The 18,659-nt window shown below is 64.7% G+C and carries 18 protein-coding genes; 8 read left to right on the forward strand and 10 right to left on the reverse strand.

Annotated features, from left to right (window positions below; translation table 11 throughout):
- Positions 1-15: 15 nt before the first annotated feature.
- Positions 16-393, reverse strand: a complete 378-nt coding sequence (locus AUR04nite_RS09980; RefSeq protein ID WP_141364527.1) for a GntR family transcriptional regulator — start codon at positions 391-393, stop codon at positions 16-18.
- A gap of 78 nt (positions 394-471) precedes the next feature.
- On the opposite strand from AUR04nite_RS09980, the gene AUR04nite_RS09985 reads away from it, so the two are divergent.
- Positions 472-1,125 (forward strand): MBL fold metallo-hydrolase, encoded by a 654-nt coding sequence (locus tag AUR04nite_RS09985; RefSeq protein ID WP_141364529.1) that lies wholly within the window; start codon positions 472-474, stop codon positions 1,123-1,125.
- A 62-nt stretch (positions 1,126-1,187) separates the two neighbouring features.
- Here AUR04nite_RS09985 and AUR04nite_RS09990 read toward each other — a convergent pair whose 3' ends face one another.
- Positions 1,188-1,979, reverse strand: coding sequence for a trans-aconitate 2-methyltransferase (locus AUR04nite_RS09990; protein WP_141364531.1), 792 nt, complete (start codon positions 1,977-1,979; stop codon positions 1,188-1,190).
- Positions 1,980-2,055: 76 nt separating this feature from the next.
- On the opposite strand from AUR04nite_RS09990, the gene AUR04nite_RS09995 reads away from it, so the two are divergent.
- Together AUR04nite_RS09995 and AUR04nite_RS10000 are read left to right on the forward strand one after the other, a co-directional pair.
- Entirely contained in the window at positions 2,056-4,587 is a 2,532-nt protein-coding gene (locus AUR04nite_RS09995) for a DEAD/DEAH box helicase (protein ID WP_141364533.1), read from the forward strand.
- A 90-nt stretch (positions 4,588-4,677) separates the two neighbouring features.
- A complete protein-coding gene (locus AUR04nite_RS10000; RefSeq protein WP_141364535.1) occupies positions 4,678-4,869 on the forward strand; it encodes a hypothetical protein in 192 nt (63 codons plus the stop codon).
- 8 nt (positions 4,870-4,877) lie between these two features.
- Here the strand turns inward: AUR04nite_RS10000 and AUR04nite_RS10005 are convergent, their stop codons facing one another.
- Both AUR04nite_RS10005 and AUR04nite_RS10010 read right to left on the reverse strand, forming a co-directional pair.
- Entirely contained in the window at positions 4,878-5,834 is a 957-nt protein-coding gene (locus AUR04nite_RS10005) for a phosphotransferase (RefSeq protein ID WP_170184167.1), read from the reverse strand.
- Between the two features lie 298 nt (positions 5,835-6,132).
- Positions 6,133-6,885, reverse strand: coding sequence for a metal-dependent hydrolase (locus AUR04nite_RS10010; protein WP_141364539.1), 753 nt, complete (start codon positions 6,883-6,885; stop codon positions 6,133-6,135).
- Between the two features lie 62 nt (positions 6,886-6,947).
- On the opposite strand from AUR04nite_RS10010, the gene AUR04nite_RS10015 reads away from it, so the two are divergent.
- Positions 6,948-7,439 carry a GNAT family N-acetyltransferase gene (locus AUR04nite_RS10015; RefSeq protein ID WP_141364541.1) on the forward strand — a complete coding sequence of 164 codons (492 nt, stop codon included), beginning with the start codon at positions 6,948-6,950 and terminating at the stop codon, positions 7,437-7,439.
- A complete protein-coding gene (locus tag AUR04nite_RS10020) occupies positions 7,436-8,719 on the forward strand; it encodes an alpha/beta fold hydrolase (protein ID WP_141364543.1) in 1,284 nt (427 codons plus the stop codon). The genes AUR04nite_RS10015 and AUR04nite_RS10020 overlap by 4 nt, the downstream gene beginning before the upstream one ends.
- Before the next feature lie 120 nt (positions 8,720-8,839).
- Here AUR04nite_RS10020 and AUR04nite_RS10025 read toward each other — a convergent pair whose 3' ends face one another.
- The 5 genes from AUR04nite_RS10025 to coaE all read right to left on the reverse strand — a co-directional run bounded on the left by AUR04nite_RS10025 (position 8,840) and on the right by coaE (position 13,683).
- Complete coding sequence (locus AUR04nite_RS10025) at positions 8,840-9,295, reverse strand: MarR family winged helix-turn-helix transcriptional regulator (RefSeq protein WP_141364545.1); 456 nt, start codon at positions 9,293-9,295, stop codon at positions 8,840-8,842.
- Between the two features lie 48 nt (positions 9,296-9,343).
- Complete coding sequence (locus tag AUR04nite_RS10030) at positions 9,344-10,396, reverse strand: TerC/Alx family metal homeostasis membrane protein (RefSeq protein WP_141364547.1); 1,053 nt, start codon at positions 10,394-10,396, stop codon at positions 9,344-9,346.
- Positions 10,397-10,681: 285 nt separating this feature from the next.
- Positions 10,682-12,769, reverse strand: coding sequence for an excinuclease ABC subunit UvrB (gene uvrB / locus AUR04nite_RS10035; protein ID WP_141364549.1), 2,088 nt, complete (start codon positions 12,767-12,769; stop codon positions 10,682-10,684).
- A 48-nt stretch (positions 12,770-12,817) separates the two neighbouring features.
- Positions 12,818-13,078 carry a hypothetical protein gene (locus AUR04nite_RS10040; RefSeq protein ID WP_141364551.1) on the reverse strand — a complete coding sequence of 87 codons (261 nt, stop codon included), beginning with the start codon at positions 13,076-13,078 and terminating at the stop codon, positions 12,818-12,820.
- Positions 13,075-13,683, reverse strand: coding sequence for a dephospho-CoA kinase (gene coaE, locus AUR04nite_RS10045; RefSeq protein ID WP_141364553.1), 609 nt, complete (start codon positions 13,681-13,683; stop codon positions 13,075-13,077). Before coaE ends, AUR04nite_RS10040 begins: the two co-directional genes overlap by 4 nt.
- 25 nt (positions 13,684-13,708) lie before the next feature.
- Between coaE and AUR04nite_RS10050 the strand changes: the two genes are divergently transcribed.
- From AUR04nite_RS10050 to AUR04nite_RS10060, 3 genes are read left to right on the forward strand one after another with little or no spacing between them, the layout of a single operon-like run.
- Positions 13,709-14,383 carry a YigZ family protein gene (locus tag AUR04nite_RS10050; RefSeq protein ID WP_141364554.1) on the forward strand — a complete coding sequence of 225 codons (675 nt, stop codon included), beginning with the start codon at positions 13,709-13,711 and terminating at the stop codon, positions 14,381-14,383.
- Positions 14,380-15,597 carry a class I SAM-dependent methyltransferase gene (locus AUR04nite_RS10055; protein WP_307723232.1) on the forward strand — a complete coding sequence of 406 codons (1,218 nt, stop codon included), beginning with the start codon at positions 14,380-14,382 and terminating at the stop codon, positions 15,595-15,597. The genes AUR04nite_RS10050 and AUR04nite_RS10055 overlap by 4 nt, the downstream gene beginning before the upstream one ends.
- A gap of 60 nt (positions 15,598-15,657) precedes the next feature.
- On the forward strand, positions 15,658-17,289 hold the full coding sequence (locus tag AUR04nite_RS10060; protein WP_141364556.1) for an HNH endonuclease signature motif containing protein: 1,632 nt from the start codon (positions 15,658-15,660) through the stop codon (positions 17,287-17,289).
- Here AUR04nite_RS10060 and AUR04nite_RS10065 read toward each other — a convergent pair.
- On the reverse strand, positions 17,267-18,607 hold the full coding sequence (locus AUR04nite_RS10065; RefSeq protein WP_141364558.1) for a hypothetical protein: 1,341 nt from the start codon (positions 18,605-18,607) through the stop codon (positions 17,267-17,269). The two genes, AUR04nite_RS10060 and AUR04nite_RS10065, sit on opposite strands and share 23 nt — an antisense overlap.
- Positions 18,608-18,659: the final 52 nt, after the last annotated feature.

Below are 18,659 nucleotides of genomic sequence, written 5' to 3' on the forward strand. Positions count from 1 at the left end.
TAGCAGGTGGAGGCCCTATCGAGGCAGCGAGCTGAATGCGGCGCGCAGGTACTTCACCGCAGTTTCCTCATCCACGGACCAGGTCTGCGCGATGCGGGCAAGGTCCGCCGCCGCGTCGCTGACTTCCTGCTCTGCACGGTCCTCGGCGGCCTGCACCACGGTGCCATGGCGCCCCCGGGTGACCACGGCACCCTGCAGTTCAAGCTCCTTGTACACCTTGGCCACGGTGTTCACCGCGAGGTTCAGGGCACCGGCGAGCGCACGCACCGAAGGAAGTTTGGTTCCCGGAGCGAGCTTCCCGTCGGAGATTGCCGTGAGGATCTGCTCGCGCACCTGCTGGTAGGGGGCCACGGCTGAGCTGTGCTCAATGGTGATGAAATCTAGGTCGGTCATGCAACTGTCCGTTTCATATAGTGGTCGTGTCTTTCGAGCCTATCGTGTCTGCATTGTGATTCCCCGTACGCTGAAGACATGAATGAACTTCTACTCGATGACGTTGTGATCCGCTGGATCTCCGTATCCAGCATGAACAACAACGTGTACCTGGTGACCGAACGAGCCAGCGGCAAGCAGCTGCTGGTGGACGCGGCAGACAACTTTTCGGCGATCAAGAAGCTGGTCGACGCGGCGGGTGCGGACGGGCCGAATCCCGAGCTGGTCGGCATTGCCACGACCCATCAGCATTGGGACCATGTCCGCGCGCTGGCCCAGGCGGCCAAGGAATATCCGGTGCCGACCTATGCGGGGGCCGATGATGCGGCAGGCATCACCCGCGAGGCCTCGGTGAAGATCAGCAATGAGCTGGCCAACGGCGACACGCTGAAGATCGGCGATGTGGTGGTGGAGGCGATCCACCTGCGCGGACACACTCCGGGCTCCATCGCCTATGTCATCCGCGATTCCTCGGAACAGAATGTGATCCTCAGCGGCGACAGCCTGTTCCCGGGAGGCGTGGGCAATACCGGCAACAGCCCCCAGCGCTTCAACTCCCTGCTGGACGACGTGATCGAACGCATCTTCGACCGCTTCGGCGATGACACGCTGGTCTACCCGGGCCACGGGGATGCGACGACGTTGGGCGCCGAGCGCGGTTCGCTCGATGACTGGCGCGCCCGCGGCTGGTAGCCCGCCGGCGTTTCGCAGCACAGCCCGCGGGGAAGGATGAAGTCCTGTCCCGCGGGCTGTTCCTATCCCAGCTTCCGGCCGATCAGGAAGATGCGGCGGAACGGGAAGTTGGTCAGCTCGGTGCCGTCCGGGCCGAGGAAGGACGGGTAGGCCTGGGCCACCTCGCGCGCATAGTCTGCTTCAAATTCCGCATAGTCCTGTGCATCGAGGACGTGCTTGACGGGCAGCAGGGCGGTGCCGCGCACCCACTGCAGGATCGGGTCTTGGCCGACCATGACCTGCTGGTAAGTCGTCTCCCACACATTTGCCTGGAAGCCTGCTTCCAGCAGCAGGCGCTGGTATTCGCCCGGCTCCCCCACGACGTCGTCATGGCGCAGCACGCCTTCAAGCTGGGCTGCCCATTTGGGGCTTTCTGCGAGCTGGCGCATCAGCGCGTGCGAGGGTGCGGAGAAGTTCCCGGGGACCTGTATGGCCACATAGGAGCCGCTCTTCAATGCCTGGAGCCAGCGGCGCAGCAGTTCCCGGTGTCCTGGGATCCATTGGAGCATGGCGTTGGAGAAGAGCAGGTCGGTGTCCTCCTGCGGGGTCCAGTCCAGCGCGTCGGCCAGGACAAAGCTGAGGTTCGCCTCCGCGGCGCTCTGCGTGGCCCGTTCGATCATCGCTTCCGAGGAGTCGATCCCCAGTACCTGCGCCGCCGGCCACTTGCGGGCCAGCAAGGCAGTCATATTGCCCGGCCCGCAGCCCAGGTCCACGACGTGCTTCGGGTCCGCCTCCCCCAGCTGCTCTAGCAGGTCGCGGTAGGGCCGGCCCCGGTAGTCGGCGAATTCGGTGTACTTTGCTGGATCCCACTTCATACCCAGAGCATATTGCGCATGCTCAGGGCAAAACTAGGGGCCGGTCATAGTTCGCAAAGGATAGGCTTAGAACATCATGTTGCTCACTGACTATCTGCCTGCAGACGCGAAAAACGTATCGGACGACGAAATCTACGAGGCTTTCGGCCGCTGGGTCACCACCCGCGGCATCGAGCTCTATCCCGCACAGGACGAGGCTTCCATGGCTCTGGCCAGCGGAAACAACGTCATTCTTGCCACCCCCACCGGATCCGGCAAGTCCCTGGTGGCGATCGCCGCGCACTTCTACGCCATGGCCCGCGACCAGATCAGCTTCTACACCGCGCCGATCAAGGCGCTGGTCTCGGAGAAGTTCTTCGATTTGTGCAAGATCTTCGGCGCTGAAAACGTCGGCATGGTCACCGGCGACTCCTCGGTGAATGCCGATGCGCCGATCATCTGCTGCACCGCGGAAATCCTGGCGAACATTGCGCTGCGCGAAGGCTCGCGCGCGGATGTGGGCTGCGTGATCATGGACGAGTTCCACTTCTACGCCGACCCACAGCGCGGTTGGGCCTGGCAGGTCCCGCTGATCGAGCTGCCGCAAGCGCAGTTCCTGCTGATGAGCGCCACCCTGGGCGATGTGTCCCGCTTCGAGAAGGAGCTTGAGGAGCGCACCGGCAAGACCACGGTGACCGTCGCGCACACCCAGCGCCCGATCCCGCTGCACTTCTACTACTCCATGGACCCGGTCCAGGAGGCAGTGGAGGAACTGATCAAAACCCAGCAGGTACCGATCTACATTGTGCACTTCTCCCAGCTGGACGCGATCGACCGCGCCACCGGGCTGATGAGCATCAACGTGGCGACCCGCGAGGAGAAGGACCGCATCGCCGAGCTGATCGGCGGGTTCCGCTTCGCCGCCGGATTCGGCAAGACGCTGAACCGGCTGGTGCGCCACGGCATCGGCGTGCACCACGCGGGCATGCTGCCCAAGTACCGCCGTCTGGTGGAGCAGCTGGCGCAGGCCGGCCTGCTCAAGGTCATCTGCGGCACCGATACCTTGGGCGTGGGCATCAATGTGCCGATCCGCACCGTGGTCATCACCGCGCTGTCCAAGTTCGACGGCACCCGCACCCGCATCCTCAACGCCCGTGAATTCCACCAGATCGCCGGGCGTGCCGGACGTGCAGGCTTCGACACCGCCGGCACCGTGCTGGTGCAGGCCCCGGAGCATGCGATCGAGAACCACAAGGCCATGGAAAAGGCGCTGAAGAAGCACGGCGAGGGCTCGGCCAAGCTCAAGCAGATCCCCAAAAAGAAGCCACCTCAGGGCTTCGTGACCTGGGGCGAGAAGACCTTTGAGCGCATTGTCGAGGCACCGCCGGAGACGCTGAAGTCTTCCTTCCAGGTCTCGCACTCGATGCTGCTGAACCTGCTGGAGCGCGAGGACAACGCCTTTGAGGCAACTGTCCGCCTGCTCACCGAGAACCACGAGACCCCGTCCGCGCAGCGCAAGCTGAAGCTGCGCGCCATCGGCATTCTGCGCGAGCTGATCGCCACCGGCGTGGTGGTGCGCCGGGATGAACCGGATGAGTACGGCAACTACTACGAGCTGACCGTGCATCTGCAGCAGAACTTCGCGCTGAACCAGCCGCTCTCCCCCTTCGCGCTGGCCGCGCTGGAGCTGCTGGACCCCGACTCCGCCAGCTACGCTCTGGATGTGGTCTCCACCATCGAGGCCACTTTGGAGAAGCCGCGCCAGGTGCTCTCCGGCCAGGAGAAGAAGGCCCGCGGCGAGGCGGTGGCGGCGATGAAGGCCGAGGGCCTGGACTACGACGCGCGCATGACGGCGCTGGAAGAGGTCACCTACCCGCAGCCGCTGGCTGAAAAGCTTGAGGCGGCATTCGAACAGTACCGGCAGGGCGCTCCGTGGCTTGCCGACTTTGAACTGCAGCCAAAATCAGTGGTGCGCGACATGTACGAACGAGCCATGGGCTTCTCCGACTTCGTCCAGTACTACCAGCTGGCCCGCTCCGAGGGCGTGCTGCTGCGCTACCTCACCGACGCCTACAAGGCGCTGCGCCAGTCGGTTCCGCAGGATGCGCTGCGCGAAGACCTGGAAGATTTGATCGAGTGGCTCGGAGAGCTGATTCGCCAGATCGACTCCTCGCTGCTCGATGAATGGGAGGAGCTCTCCCGCGGCGAGCTGCACGATGACTCCGAGGAGATCACCCCGCCGGCCCCGGAGAAGCTGACCAGCAATATGCGCGCCTTCCGCGTGATGGTCCGCAATGAGATGTTCCGCCGCGTCAAGCTCTTCGCCGACGAGCAGGACAAGGCCCTGGGCGAGCTGGACGAACACAATGGCTTCGACGCAGACACCTGGGCCGAGGCGATGGACGACTACTTCGACGAGCACGACGACATTGACGACGGCCCCGAAGGCCGCAGCCCCAAGCTGTTCATCGTCAATGAGAAGCCTGGCCGCATCTGGGAGGTCCGCCAGATTTTCGCCGATCCCGAGGAGCACCACGACTGGGGCATCAACGCCACCATCTCGCTGGACGACTCGGACGAGGTCGGCGAACCTGTCGTCACCGTGACCGCGGTGGGGCGTCTCGATTAGCAGACAGCCCCGCTAATACAGGCCCGCGGCGAATCCACAAACAGCTATGTGACTGTGGTTTCGCCGCGGGCTTTGTCGTAGGGTAACGGCATGAGCGGAATCACATTGCGTGTCATCGGCGCCGCGGCCATCACCGTTGGCCTCATCTGCCTGCTCAGCGGCTGGTCTGCAGTGTTCGCGGTGGAAGGCACGCTGTTCACTGCCCTGCAGTGCGCGCTGGTGCTCGTCGGCCTTGTCATGGTGTATCGCGGCGAAAACGTGAACTCAAGGCATCCAAAATAGCCTGTGAACTATGCCAATCGTGATCTAGAATCAAGCCGCCCCTTCAACCAGGCGACAGTGGCTGAAGCCTGTTTCGCGTGATAGTCGCGCAGGGTGGGCAGCGAAGGAATCGGAGGCCGGCGTGCGGCATCGACATAAAATCCGGCAAGTCCCGCCAATACCGCGTCGACTGCCTCGGAGGCGACACCGTTGAAGAGCTCATGCGAAGCAATGAGCCTGTCCGCATCAAAATCCGGATTGAAGATCTTCGCCTCGATCAAGACAGTTAATCCGTCGTACCAGGCTGCTCCGCGGGTAGCCCACGGCCAGTCGACCAAGATGATCTCGCCGCTGGTGTCAATGAGCAAATTGTCGGAGCGCAGATCCGAATGGACCAGCTGGTCCCCGGCGAGCGCCTCGTCCGCTTTTTGCGCCAACTCGTTCAGCTCCGCCGTATTGGCAGCGACCCAAGGATCTTCCGGAATATAGCCATCAGACATTAGGCGCCTGAATCCTTGGAAGTCTTCGCGCACGTCCTCGTACAATTCCGGCAATTGAATCTCGCCGACGTCCAGTGGCTCCCGGGTCATGCCCGCGAGAACATCAAGGACAGCGAGCAGCTCATTCTGATTCCAGGGAAGTTTGGGGCTGCATCCGTCGATGTCAGAGAAAATCAAGGCTTCCCAGTTCTCCCATGTTTGATGCCCAATGAACCGAGGGACTGGCAGCGAGGAATGCAGTGACGCAGCGATTTTTGCTTCGCGGACATGAAGGTTAGCTGATCCCTCGTTCAGCTCCCGGCTCACCGCTTTAACGAAGGCTCTTCGTCCATCGGCGGTCACAATCCGGTCTGCGGTGCCCGGTGAGAAGCCGCCGGTTTGGCTTCGACTGTCGACCACTTCAGAACCGAGCACTGACTCAATTTGGGCCCGCAGTTCGGAGGGAAGCGCTGGCCATGTGATGCGTTCTGCGAAGTTCATCTGCATGAACCAATTAGGCTCAGCTCCGCCAGCGAAAGGCAAGTTGGCAACTGAAACTTTCACATGCCCGGCACGCGCAGCGACCAAACCAAGCGTCAAAGGGACATGTCCTGTCTCAGTACAAGCCGTACAGCTGACCATTCGAATGTCATCGCGCACCGTGGTTGGGGAATCATCTGCCACCGCTACGTGGGCAAACAATCTCCTCGTTAGTTAAGGCACTTCTCGTCATCGATTCTGGCGATGCTCCACTGAGCGCAGTATGGATCGCGTAAAAATGCTCTGATGCAAACGATGGATTCCACTAAGCCACGATCAGCGCGATGCCCACATAGGTGGTCAGCAGCGAAGCCAGAATCCATTCGGCCTGCGAGCCGGTCTCTGCCAGGATCGGCAGCGCAACGCGGCCGTTGGCCTTCCACACTCCCCCGACCACCGGAAGCTTCCTGAACCAGCGCGGTGAACGGATCTTGATCGGCCAGATCAGATTGCAGCCGCCGATAGTGAGCATGTCTCCGACCACGTGGACGATCACGCCAATGGCCACTGCCAGCAGGAACCACTGGTTTTCGGCTGGCGCATTCATTCCCACGAAGGCACCGGCAGCCAGCGCGATGATCCAGCACAGCGTGGCCGGCATGAACTTCAAGGACTTCACCGCGAAGGAGATCAGCAGAATCGCAAAGAGGGCGGCCGCGGGATACACGGTGCCCAGGGCCGCGGTCTGCACATCCCAGCCATTGGCCAGCCAGGCCAGCAGGATGAAAAAGGCGATGCCGATAATCGAGTGCGTGCCATTGCGGTGCCCGCCGGAGACCTGGCCGATGACGCGAGCGAAAATGCTTGAAATCGGTGGCAGCGAACGGGCGATCGTCGCCCCATGGTGGTCTGCATCCGGCAGCAGCGCGGCGCCCGCGCACACGATGGCTCCGGCCAGGGTTTCCCAGCGGTCCATCTGCAGGACCCCGAAGCCGAGATCGATCGAACCGATTGTCACCGGAGTTGTAATTGCTAGCCATGCGGCAGCGCCGCTTATGGCGTGGTGTCCACCCATCATGAATTCAACCTTAAGACTGGTCACCGACGTTTTAGCTGCACTGCGGCGGTAAGCTTGAGCACATGAGTATTGTGCGCGAAGCAACAATTGCGGACTGCCCGCAGATTTTAGAGCTGATCCACGAGCTGGCGGTCTACGAAAAAGAGCCCGACGCAGTGCTGACCACCGTCGAAGACCTCGCCGCCCACCTGTTCGGGGATGATCCCAAGGTCTTCGCCCACGTGGCGCAGGACGAGTCCGGCAGCATCGTCGGCACTGCCATTTGGTTCCTGACCTACTCCACCTGGGAGGGCCGCCACGGCATCCACCTGGAGGACTTGTATGTGCGCGAATCCCAGCGCGGCCTAGGCACCGGCACCAAGCTTTTGCGCACGCTCGCGAAAATCTGCGTGGAGCGCGGCTACAAGCGCCTCGAATGGGCGGTGCTGGACTGGAATGAGCCGGCGATCAAGTTCTACGACGCGATCGGCTCCGGCTCGCTGGATGAATGGACCACACGCCGCCTCGACGGCCAAGCTTTGACCGCTCTGGCGGCGCAGGAGGAAACCCGATGACCCACTACCGCGGCATGGATGTGGCCGAGCACCGCATCAGCGTACCCCTGGACCACGCGCAGCCCGATGGCGAGCAGATCAGCATCTTCGCCCGAGAAATCAGCACCGATTCCTCGCTGCCCTGGCTGTTGTTCCTGCAGGGCGGCCCCGGCGGCAAGTCCCCGCGCCCCGGTTCCCTGTCCGGATGGCTGGCAGAGGCCGTCAAGCACTTCCGGGTGCTGCTGCTTGACCAACGCGGCACCGGCCTGTCTACCCCGGCCAACCGGCAGTCGCTGGCGCTGCGCGGAGACTACGCTGCCCAGGCCCGCTACCTGACGCACTTCCGCGCGGATTCGATCGTGCGCGACGCCGAGGTGCTGCGCGAGCATCTGGGCGTGGAGAAGTGGAGCACCTTCGGGCAGAGCTACGGCGGGTTCTGCACGCTGACCTACCTGTCTCTGTTCCCGCAGTCCCTGGAACGCTGCTTGGTCACCGGCGGGCTGGCCTCACTGGACGCCAACGCCCAGGAAGTCTACCGCGCCACCTACCAGCGCATGGCAGAACGCAACGCCGAATACTTCTCCTGGTACCCGCAGGACTTCGAGGTGCTGCATGAGATCTACGAGCACGTGCGGCACAACGACGACGAGGTGCTGCCCACCGGCCAGCCGGTCACCGTACCGCTAGTGCAGATGCTGGGCATGTACCTGGGCGGCAACACCCGCGTGCACCTGCTGCACCACGTCTTCGAGGAAGCGTTCATCGACACCCCCGGCGGGCGCCGGCTCTCGGACACCTTCCTGGACGCGCTGGCGGCCCAGGCCTCCTTCTCCTCGAACCCGCTCTATGCGCTGATGCATGAAACCATCTACGCCCAGGGGTCGCCGACGAACTTCGCCGCGGAGTCAGTCCTGCCTGAATTCCCGGAGTTCACCGCTGCGGCGGCCACCCCGCTGCTCACCGGCGAGATGATCTTCCGCTGGCATTTCTCCGAAGACCCCGCCCTGCGCCCGCTGGAGGACGTGGCGCGCGTGCTGGCGGAGTATGAGCACTTCGGACCGCTCTACGATCTGGACGTGCTGGCGAAGAACAACGTGCCGGTGGCGGCGGCCGTCTACCACGATGACGTCTACGTCGACCGGGAGTTGTCGCTGCGCACCGCCAGCCAAGTCAACGGCCTTCAGGCCTGGGTGACCGAGGACTTCCACCACGACGGGATTGCCGACGACGGGCCCGCGATCTTCCACAGGCTGCTGGCCATGGCCAACGGCGAAGACCCGGAAGCCGCCGCGGCCGAATAGTCCCCAACGCCTGTGCGACAGCAAAAAGCCGTGCCCGCCCCACCAGTCCAAGACTGGCGGGGCGGGCACGGCTTTCGCTGCAAGATGCGCCGGTTGGCGTGCTAGGCCCTGCTAGAAGTGCTAAGCCTTGTCCAGTTCGGCGGCCATGTCCTCGCACAGGCGCTGCAGCAGCGGCAGCGCGGAGGACAGTACCACTTGCTCCTTGGTGCTCAGCTCGCCGATGGTGCCGCCCAGCGCCTGGATCGCCCGGGCGCGGTAGCCGTCGACCTCCTGCTTGCCGCGCTCGGTCAGCGCCACCAGGCTCACGCGCCGGTCGCGCGGATCGGTCTGCCGGATGACCATGCCGTCCTGCTCCAGCCGGATGACCAGACCGGTCATCGTCGGCTGGGCCACGCGCTGTCCGATGGCCAGGTCCCCCACACGCTGTGCGCCGTCGCGGTCCAAGCCCGCCAGCACGCGCCACGCTGTTACTGAACGGCCCTGGCCTGCAATATGCCCCAACAACCTCGACATCGTACCGGCGGTCATCGTGATGCCAGCGGCGATGTCATTGGCAGGCAATGGATCGTTACTCATAATTTTTACCCTAGCTCATCCGATGGTTCATGCCACGCGTGCCGCCGGCTACTTCTGATCGTCGGCTTCCGACGCCCGCTTGGCGGCCTCGGCGATGGCTTCGGCTTCCTCGGCCCTAGCGGCGGCGTTGCGGCCCAGCGGGGTCCACAGCGAGAGCACGGTGGCGATCACGATGGCGCCCAGGATCACCAGCAGCGAGATGCCGACCGGGATGTCCAGCCAGGCGTACTGGTGCAGCGGCTCGCCGCCGTTGATGAACGGCACGTTGTTCTCATGCAGCGCATGGAAGACCAGCTTGACGCCGATGAACGCTAGGATGAAACTCAGCGCGTGCTTCAGGAACACCAGACGGCTCATCAGGCCGCCGAGCAGGAAGTACAGCTGGCGCAGGCCCATCAGCGCAAAGATGTTCGCGGTGAACACGATGAACGCGGACTTGGTCAGGCCGAAGATCGCGGGGATCGAGTCGAAGGCGAACAGCAGGTCCGTCATGCCGATGGTGATGAACACCATCACCATCGGGGTGAACAGCTTCTTGCCGTTCACCACGGTGCGCAGCTTGTTGCCGTCGAAGTCATCGGAGATCGGCAGCTTGCTGGTCAGCTTCTTGACCAGGCCGCTCTCCTCGTCCTCGTCGCCCTCGTCCTTGAGCTGGTTCCAGGCGGTCCACAACAGGAATGCACCGAAGATGTAGAAGACCCACGACCACTGTTCGATGATCGCGGCGCCGGCGACGATGAAGATCGCACGCAGGATCAGCGCGATGATGATGCCGAACATCAGCACTTCCTGCTGGTACTTTCGCGGTACCGAGAAGCGCGCCATGATGATGATGAACACGAACAGGTTGTCCACGGACAACGCATATTCGGTGATCCAGCCGGCGTAGAATTCCTGGCCGATCTGCGGGCCCGCCTGCCACCAGAGCACGCCGCCGAAGGCGATGGCCAGGCCGATGTAGACGGCAACGAAGATGCCGGCTTCCTTCATGGAAGGAATATGGGGGCGCTTGGTCACATAAAGCAGATCCGCGACCAGCACGACGCACAAGACAACCAGTGCGATGATTTCAAATTGAAGGGTTAACCCTGAAGTGCCCACAGACGAGCAGCCTTTCGTTATAGGGGTACGGCAAATAATCGCAAGTCTCTCCGCCGCCCGTGCATACGCGCATCGTGGTCGGCTGCTGCGCCCGGCGATTCGCCATTGAATCGCGTGCTGACGTTCACAGCATTTGGGATACTCCCCTACGTCCAAAGATCAAGTGTAGCGTACAGGCAAAACACAGGCACCGGATTCGCGAGCCCCAGGCATAGGAAAACGCGCCGGCACCGCACCCAGCTTGGGGTGCGGTGCCGGCGCGTTCACAGCCAGCCGGCCTGCCGCCTAGGCGTGCCCGGCCGCCTTCATCTGCCGCAGCTCCTTCTTCAGCTCTGCGACCTCGTCGCGCAGCCGGGCCGCCAGCTCGAACTGCAGCTCGCCGGCGGCAGCATGCATCTGCGCTGTCATCTCCTCGATCTGGCTCAGCAGGTCCTCGGCAGGGGCCGCGGCCAGCCCATCCTTGCGCACGGTTGAAGAACTCTTGGTCCGTTTAGCATCCTTGGCCAGCCGGTTGTTGTTCAGCAGCTCCTGCGTGTCGGCATCCTCGCGGGCCAGCTGGTCGGTGATGTCCGCGATCTTCTTGCGCAGCGGCTGCGGGTCAATCCCGTGTTCCTCGTTGTGCGCCTGCTGGATGGCCCGGCGGCGGTTGGTCTCCTCAATGGCCTGGCCCATGGCGTCGGTGATCTTGTCCGCATACATGATCACCTGGCCCGAGACGTTGCGGGCCGCGCGGCCGATGGTCTGGATCAGCGAGGTGGCCGAGCGCAGGAAGCCCTGCTTGTCCGCGTCCAGGATCGCCACCAGCGACACCTCGGGCAGATCAAGGCCCTCGCGCAGCAGGTTGATGCCCACCAGCACGTCGAAGGAGCCCATGCGCAGCTCGCGCAGCAGTTCCACGCGGCGGATCGTGTCCACATCGGAGTGCAGGTACTGCACCCGCACCTGGTGCTCGGTGAGGTAGTCGGTCAGATCCTCGGCCATGCGCTTGGTCAGCGTGGTGACCAGCACGCGCTCGTCGCGGTCCACGCGGGTGCGGATCTCGTCGAGCAGGTCGTCGATCTGCCCCTTGGTCGGCTTGACGATGATTTCCGGGTCGATCAGGCCCGTCGGGCGGATGATCTGCTGCACGAAGCCGTCGGCCTTGCCCAGCTCGTACTTGCCCGGGGTGGCCGAAAGGTAGACGGTCTGCCCGATGCGCTCCAGGAACTCGTCCCACTTCAGCGGCCGGTTGTCCATGGCGCTGGGCAGGCGGAAGCCGTGCTCCACCAGGGTCCGCTTGCGCGACATGTCGCCCTCGTACATGGCGCCGATCTGCGGCACGGTGACGTGGGATTCGTCGATGACCAGCAGGAAGTCGTCCGGGAAGTAATCGAGCAGGCAGTGCGGGGCGGACCCTGCCTCGCGCCCGTCAATATGGCGCGAATAGTTTTCGATGCCGTTGCAGAAGCCCATCTGCTCCATCATCTCCAGGTCATAGGTGGTGCGCATGCGCAGCCGCTGGGCCTCGACCAGCTTGTTCTGGCTCTCCAGCTCCTTGAGCCGCGCCGCCAGCTCATCCTCGATGGACTTGATTGCCTTGCCCATGCGCTCGGCGCCTGCCACATAGTGGCTGGCCGGGAAGATGTACATCTCGGTCTCTTCGCGGATGACCTCCCCGGTGACCGGGTGCAGGGTGTAGATGGCCTCCACCTCGTCGCCGAAGAACTCGATGCGCACCGCCTGCTCCTCGTACATCGGGATGATCTCCACGGTGTCCCCGCGCACGCGGAAGGTGCCGCGGTGGAAGTCCATGTCATTGCGGGTGTACTGCATGGCGACGAACTGGCGCAGCATCGCGTCGCGGTTCAGCTCCTCGCCCTGGCGCACGGTGACCATGCCGGCGACGTATTCCTCCGGGGTGCCCAGGCCGTAGATGCAGGAGACGGTGGCGACGACGATGGTGTCGCGGCGGGTGAGCAGCGAGTTGGTCGCCGAGTGGCGCAGCCGCTCCACCTCCTCGTTGATCGAGGAGTCCTTCTCGATAAAGGTATCGGTCTGCGGCACGTAGGCCTCGGGCTGGTAGTAGTCGTAGTAGGAGACGAAGTACTCCACCGCGTTGTTCGGCATCAGCTCGCGGAACTCGTTGGCCAGCTGGGCTGCCAGCGTCTTGTTCTGCACCAGCACCAGGGTGGGGCGCTGCACCTGCTCCACCAGCCAGGCGGTGGTCGCGGACTTGCCCGTGCCGGTGGCGCCGAGCAGCACAATGTCCTTTTCGCCGGCGTTGATGCGTTCGGTCAGTTCCTTGATGGCCTGCGGCTGGTCGCCGGCCGGCTCGTATTCGCTGATGACTTCGAAGGGCGCAACGACGCGCTTAATCGGCTGGGCTAGGCTCATATTCCTAGCCTACGCCCTGGCACCGACGGTTGAAGGACGGTTCGCAGGCTACTTGAAGCCGCGTGTCCCATAGCGGATGGCATTGCGCTTCACGGTGGCCTGAATGGCGCTGCCGAAGAAGCTGATGGTCAGCACCGTGGCGCTGAGCAGCCCGAGCAGCGCAAGCCACCCGGCGGCGTACACCGCTCCGATATACGGCCCGTGCTCCTTGGCGACGAAGTCCGCCCGGCCGCCGAAGCCCAGCCACAGCACCAGCGCGGCGGCAAAGCTTGCCAGCGCGATCCACTTGGCGATCCTGCGGTGCCTCATGCGCGCTGCCCCTGCTCCAGCTCGGCCAGCTGTACGTAGAGCGCTGCCACCTGCTCCTCCAGCTGTTGGCGCGTGCCCGAATTATCCAGCAGAAAATCGGCGACGGCGGCGCGCTGCTCGTCGCTGGCCTGCGCGGCCATGCGCGCCTGCGCCTCCTCGCGGCTCCAGCCGCGGTCCTCGGTCATGCGGCGGATCCGCTCATCGGCCGGGGCCTGCACCACGACCACCTTGGCGAAGCGGTCCTGTTGCTTGGTTTCCACCAGCAGCGGGATGTCCTCCACCACGATCGCGTGCTCGTCGGCGGCCTCGCGCAGTGTCGCGGCCGCCTCTCGCACCAGCGGGTGCACGATCGAGTTGAGCAGCTCGCGCGCGGCTTCGTCGGCGAACACGATGGCCCCCAGCGCGGGGCGGTCCAGGCTGCCGTCGGCGGCGATCACCCGGTCCCCGAACGCGCCGCGAATCGCGGCCAGGCCGGGCGTGCCGGGCTCGACGACCTGGCGCGCCAGCTTGTCGGCGTCGATCACCACCGCGCCAAGCTGCGCCAATTTGGAAGCGACAACAGATTTGCCGGAGGCCACGCCGCCGGTCAGTCCCACATGCAACATAGTTCCACCCTAGTAAACTAGTACGATGAACTCCAACGATTCGACCGCGACACGGTACACGGTGCTGGCGGCAGACTCCGTGCACGAAGTGGAAATCAAGCGCTCCCGCTTCATCACCTACCTGTTCCGGGTCGAATCGGAGGCCGACGCGCGGGATCGGATCGCCGCCCTGCGCAAAACCCATTTCGACGCCCGCCACCACTGCAGCGCCTTCATCCTGGGCGCCGACCGCATGACCCAGCGCTCCAACGACGACGGCGAGCCTTCGGGCACCGCGGGCATCCCGATGCTCGACGCCCTGGCCAAGCGGGAAACCCCCGACGGGTCCCCGCTCTCAGACATCCTCGCCGTGGTGGTCCGCTACTTCGGCGGGATCAAGCTCGGGGCCGGCGGACTGGTGCGCGCCTACTCCGATTCGGTCTCCCAGGCCCTGGACGCCGCCGCGCTCATCCCCCGCCAACGGCTGCGCATCTTCACCCTGGCCGCGCCGCATGCCCTGGCCCCGCGCTATGAGAACGACCTGCGCGCCGCCGGCTACCAGATGGAAACCACCGAATGGCAGGCGCAAAGCGCGCTGCTGCACGTCGGCATCGAGGACACGCCTGCCGCCGCCGCGCAACTGGCCGAATTCATCGCAACACTGACCTCCGGCGCAGGCACCGCGCTGCCCGCCGCAACAACCTGGGCGGACTTGGCATGAATGAAATGAACGAACTCGACGGCCTGCTGGCCTCGCTGCGCCGCTGGCCCGACGTCGAGGCCCCCAACCTCTTCGCCGCCGACGCCGCAGACCGGCTCATCCTGGATACCTGCACCGCCGAGCTAAACTCCGCCGGGCTGAACCTTGTCGAACTAAACACTGCAGGGCTGGGCGCCGCCGAATCCGGGCCCGTCGTCTGGGACCTGCCAGTGGCGGTCATCGGCGACCACTATGGGGCGCTGTCCCTCGGCGCGCTGGCCCTGGGCGCACGGACGGTGCGCGTGCACACCGATTCGCTCACCGCCCGCCGCGCCATCGAGGCCAATGCGCAGCGACTGCTGCCCCAGCTGGCCGCTCGCATCGAGTTCTGCACCCTTGACACGGTGGCGGACGGCGCAGAGGTGCTGCTGATGGCGCTGCCGCGCGGGCTCGATGTGCTGGCCGAACAGGTCCACGCGCTGGCTTCCAGCGCATCGCCCGGCGCGGTGCTCTACGCCGGCGGGCGCGTGAAGCACATGAACCTTTCGATGAACCAGGTGCTCAGCGCCCATTTCGAGAGGCTCGACGTATCGCTGGCCCGGCAGAAGTCGCGGGTGCTCACCGCCCGGGGCATCCGTCAGAACCTGCCAGCCTCCAGCTTCCCCGCCACGGCCCGGCATGAAGCCGCCGGAATCAGCTTCACCCTGCGCGCCGAGGCCGCCACCTTCGGCGCCGCACGCCTGGATCCGGGCACCCGGTTGCTGCTGGAGAACCTGCCCGACCTGGCCGGCGAGCCGAGGCTGCTGGATCTTGCCTGCGGCAACGGGTCCATCGGCATCTTCGCCGCCCTGCGCTACCCGCAGCTGCGAATCGAGGCTTCTGACCATTCGGCCTCCGCGGTGGCCTCCACCCTGGCCGGGGCACAGGCCAACGGCGTGCACGAACGCATCACCGCCATCCAGGACGACGGGCTGAGCCGCCTGCCCGATGCCAGCGCGGAGCTCATCACGCTGAACCCGCCCTTCCACATCGGCAACACCGTCACCGCCGCGATCGCCTTCAAGCTGATCGACGAGGCGGCCCGGGTGCTCGCCGACGGCGGCCGGCTGGTCTGCGTTTTCAACTCTCACCTGCGCTACCGGGCCGAACTGGAACGCCGCATCGGCCCCACCACCCAGCTGGCCCGCGACAAGACCTTCACCGTCACCTGCTCCACCCGCCGCCGCAAACAATAGTTCTCCACAGTCCGCGTCCCCGGCCCGCCGCACGCGCCGCACCTGGTTCATGCTGTGTCCATGAGCAACACCATCAACCAGTGCGCGGCCCAGCTGCGCCAACAACTTGCGGCCCAGCCCGCGCTTGATCCAGCCACCGCGCTGGACCTGGCCGAGCTTGCCAGCCAGCTGCTGGAACTCGCGCCGCCGCCGGACCCGGCGGGGCAGCTGGCGGATCCCCGCTTCGCGCTGGCCTACACCCAGCAGGTTGAGCACGCCGCCGGCAGTGTCGCCCGCGCCCAGATCCGCGCGGCCCATCTGTTGCAGGCCAGCGCCGCCCAAGCCCTGGACAAAGAGGAGCTGGACCTCGTCCGCCGCCCGGCAGAGCTCGACTGGTCGACGCCCGCCCGGCGCTGCACCGGACGCACCACGTTCAAGTCCCCGCAGGACCTGCTCGCCGCCTGGCTGAACATCAACTACTTCGATGCCCGCGACCGCGTGAACGCCGCCAGCCAGCTCATCGCCCAGTTCGACTACCAGCACCAGCAGCACCCGCCGAAGTTCGCCCGCATGGCCCAGCGCTTCGCCGACCGCACCCAGCGCCCTGCAGAAATCATCTCCGCGGCCCGGAGGCTGCAGAGCCTGGAACCGCCCGCCGACGAATTCACGCCGGTGGCCAGCGCCACCGCACAGGATGCGGCCGGCGAACTGGTCGAGGAGCTGGTCGACCGCGCCTTGGACGAGCCCAACGCCGACACCCGGCGCAGCGAGGTCAATGCGATCTTCAAACGCGTCCGCGAGGAATCACGCGAGGAAGACCCCGAAAGCCACACCGGCCTCTACGACCGGGGCAGCAAGTCGGGGTTGAAACGCTACGAGCTGCTGCTTGATTCGCTGGATGCCGAATACTTCGCTTCGCTGCTGGCCCAGGCCGACAATCCGCGCACGGAAGCCGGCGGGGCCGCCCGGCAGAACCGGGCCAATGTCGTTTTCGGCGCCTTCGGCCAGCAGGAGCCGGCAGATGAGCACCCGGATTTCATCACCGACGACGAGGCGGCAGCCCGCTGGGAGGACGCGGATGAAGCAGCTCCCAGCATCGCCCAACGCCGGCTGAACGCCCTGATGAGTTTCCTGCGGATCAACTCCCAGCGCCTGCGCACCCTGCTCAAGACACAGCGCACCGGCCAAGCTCCGGCCGCGGAGGCCGATGACCTGCTGGTCTCCACCGTGGCGCCTCAGGTCGTCGTCACCCTCACACTGGCCGAACTCGAAGAACGGGCCGCCAGCTACGGGATCACCGAACACGGACACCGGCTCACCCCCACCCAGCTGCGCCAAGTGCTTGCCCGGGGAAAAATCATCCCGATCGTGCTCGGAGGCAAGGGAGAAGTGCTCGACGTCGGCCGCAGTCAGCGCTACCACACCGACCCCATGCGCCTGGCGATCAGGATCCGGGACGGCGGGTGCATTGTGCCTGGCTGTACCATGGACCCCGAGTCCTGCAGCGTCCACCACATCTGGTTCTGGTCGCAGGGAGGAATCACCTCCGTCTACTGGGGTGCCATGCTCTGCGAAACGCACCACCACGACGTCCATGCGGGATTGATCAAGGTCATTGCCGACGGCGGGGTGCCCAAGGTCATCCTGCCCCGGTTCATGGATCCTTCAGGCACACCGGTGCGCAATACGATCAATCAGCGCCGGGCCGCCTAGCCTCGTCGGCACCCGCGCCAACCTCATTGGCCGGTTGGACCGGGGCGTCCAGCAGATAGGGGCGTTGGCCCTCCACCCGTACAGCGAACAGCGAACTTCCGTGCCCGTCCAGGACCTGCTGGTCGATGACTGCCGCTTTGTTTTCATTGAGCTCGCTGGCATAGAGGTCTTTTGCCTTGGCGTCGACCCATTTCATTCGCCGGCGTGCACGGCGCAGAGGCTCCCGTGCCACGCGAGGCAGCACATTCGCCGGGGTGGCCTGCGCCCCGCGGCCAAAGTACACCGAGTCCGCAACCCGCACCGGAGCGGCATCCCACCCGTAGAGGCCGGCGATGCTCATTCTGGTTCCCGCGGGCAACAGCTCCTGGCGGACGTGCTCCCCATAAACCCAGGTTTCATAGGAGATCTCAGAGAACTGGCTGCGATCCAGCGCGTTGACCGCGCGGATGCCATGCACTAGGCAGTCATCGTCGCAGACCCGGTACTGCGGATACGCTAGGGCCTCGGCCTCCGCGTTCGCTGTGGACTCGGCGCAGGTGCACCGCGGCTGCTCGGCCTCTTCGACTGGGATGCTGTTGCCTATTCCGGTGAACGCCAGAGGCCCAGCACCCGGGGCAAAAGGGAATTCAAGCACGGTCAGAGGCACCGAACGCGCTTCGAGCCATTTGAAGCCGCTCAGCAGCAGGCAGACCACCAGCACGATGCTTCCCGTGCTGGCTTCGATCCATAGGCCCGATTCGATCTTCGCCGGATCCATGCCCGCCTTGGTGAAAAACTGCCACAGGATCCTTGCGGCAGGGAGCAGCAGCGAGGATCCTGCCATGGTCCACAACGTCGAGGGGAGGATTTTGGTCAGCCTGCGCACGTTCAAGTCCGCCACTGGCACATCGACACTGCCCTGGGCCTCGCGATGCCACGAACGCAGCAGCGCGGCGAAGCGCAGCTGACCAATCAGCGAAGCCGCGCACAGCAGCGCAAAATACATGGCGGCGGCGTAAATAACATACTTTTCGATGCCCGAGGGTGAAACCAGGTAGATGAAGCTCAACACTGCAGCCAATGCGATCCATGGGGCATGGCGGCCGGCGCCCCAGAACAAGGCTATAGAGCCGACGATGGCCGAGTAGCTGACCAGATAGGGCTGCCACTCCCCCAGTTCCAGCCGCTGCGGGGCAAACCCGAGCAAGTACACCAGCAGCGCAGCCAACGGGATCCATACACCGGCGGTAAGCCACGAGGCCGGCATGCTGCGCGGAACAGTTGCCCACTGTTCATCGCTGAGCGAGCGGAAGGGGACGCGCAACGCGGATGCACTCATGAATTGCTCCTGGCCCTAGGGTGATGACTACCACCACTGTAGCCAGCGCCCG

The organism is Glutamicibacter uratoxydans, assembly GCF_006539925.1.
GTDB lineage: Bacteria > Actinomycetota > Actinomycetes > Actinomycetales > Micrococcaceae > Glutamicibacter > Glutamicibacter uratoxydans.

What these genes read in the sequence shown, in the direction of transcription:
- AUR04nite_RS09980 (WP_141364527.1), bottom strand. Translation starts at nt 393, where the DNA reads ATGACCGACCTAGATTTCATCACCATTGAGCACAGCTCAGCCGTGGCC.
- AUR04nite_RS09985 (WP_141364529.1), top strand. Translation starts at nt 472, where the DNA reads ATGAATGAACTTCTACTCGATGACGTTGTGATCCGCTGGATCTCCGTA.
- AUR04nite_RS09990 (WP_141364531.1), bottom strand. Translation starts at nt 1,979, where the DNA reads ATGAAGTGGGATCCAGCAAAGTACACCGAATTCGCCGACTACCGGGGC.
- AUR04nite_RS09995 (WP_141364533.1), top strand. Translation starts at nt 2,056, where the DNA reads ATGTTGCTCACTGACTATCTGCCTGCAGACGCGAAAAACGTATCGGAC.
- AUR04nite_RS10000 (WP_141364535.1), top strand. Translation starts at nt 4,678, where the DNA reads ATGAGCGGAATCACATTGCGTGTCATCGGCGCCGCGGCCATCACCGTT.
- AUR04nite_RS10005 (WP_170184167.1), bottom strand. Translation starts at nt 5,834, where the DNA reads ATGCAGATGAACTTCGCAGAACGCATCACATGGCCAGCGCTTCCCTCC.
- AUR04nite_RS10010 (WP_141364539.1), bottom strand. Translation starts at nt 6,885, where the DNA reads ATGATGGGTGGACACCACGCCATAAGCGGCGCTGCCGCATGGCTAGCA.
- AUR04nite_RS10015 (WP_141364541.1), top strand. Translation starts at nt 6,948, where the DNA reads ATGAGTATTGTGCGCGAAGCAACAATTGCGGACTGCCCGCAGATTTTA.
- AUR04nite_RS10020 (WP_141364543.1), top strand. Translation starts at nt 7,436, where the DNA reads ATGACCCACTACCGCGGCATGGATGTGGCCGAGCACCGCATCAGCGTA.
- AUR04nite_RS10025 (WP_141364545.1), bottom strand. Translation starts at nt 9,295, where the DNA reads ATGAGTAACGATCCATTGCCTGCCAATGACATCGCCGCTGGCATCACG.
- uvrB (WP_141364549.1), bottom strand. Translation starts at nt 12,769, where the DNA reads ATGAGCCTAGCCCAGCCGATTAAGCGCGTCGTTGCGCCCTTCGAAGTC.
- AUR04nite_RS10040 (WP_141364551.1), bottom strand. Translation starts at nt 13,078, where the DNA reads ATGAGGCACCGCAGGATCGCCAAGTGGATCGCGCTGGCAAGCTTTGCC.
- coaE (WP_141364553.1), bottom strand. Translation starts at nt 13,683, where the DNA reads ATGTTGCATGTGGGACTGACCGGCGGCGTGGCCTCCGGCAAATCTGTT.
- AUR04nite_RS10050 (WP_141364554.1), top strand. Translation starts at nt 13,709, where the DNA reads ATGAACTCCAACGATTCGACCGCGACACGGTACACGGTGCTGGCGGCA.
- AUR04nite_RS10055 (WP_307723232.1), top strand. Translation starts at nt 14,380, where the DNA reads ATGAATGAAATGAACGAACTCGACGGCCTGCTGGCCTCGCTGCGCCGC.
- AUR04nite_RS10060 (WP_141364556.1), top strand. Translation starts at nt 15,658, where the DNA reads ATGAGCAACACCATCAACCAGTGCGCGGCCCAGCTGCGCCAACAACTT.
- AUR04nite_RS10065 (WP_141364558.1), bottom strand. Translation starts at nt 18,607, where the DNA reads ATGAGTGCATCCGCGTTGCGCGTCCCCTTCCGCTCGCTCAGCGATGAA.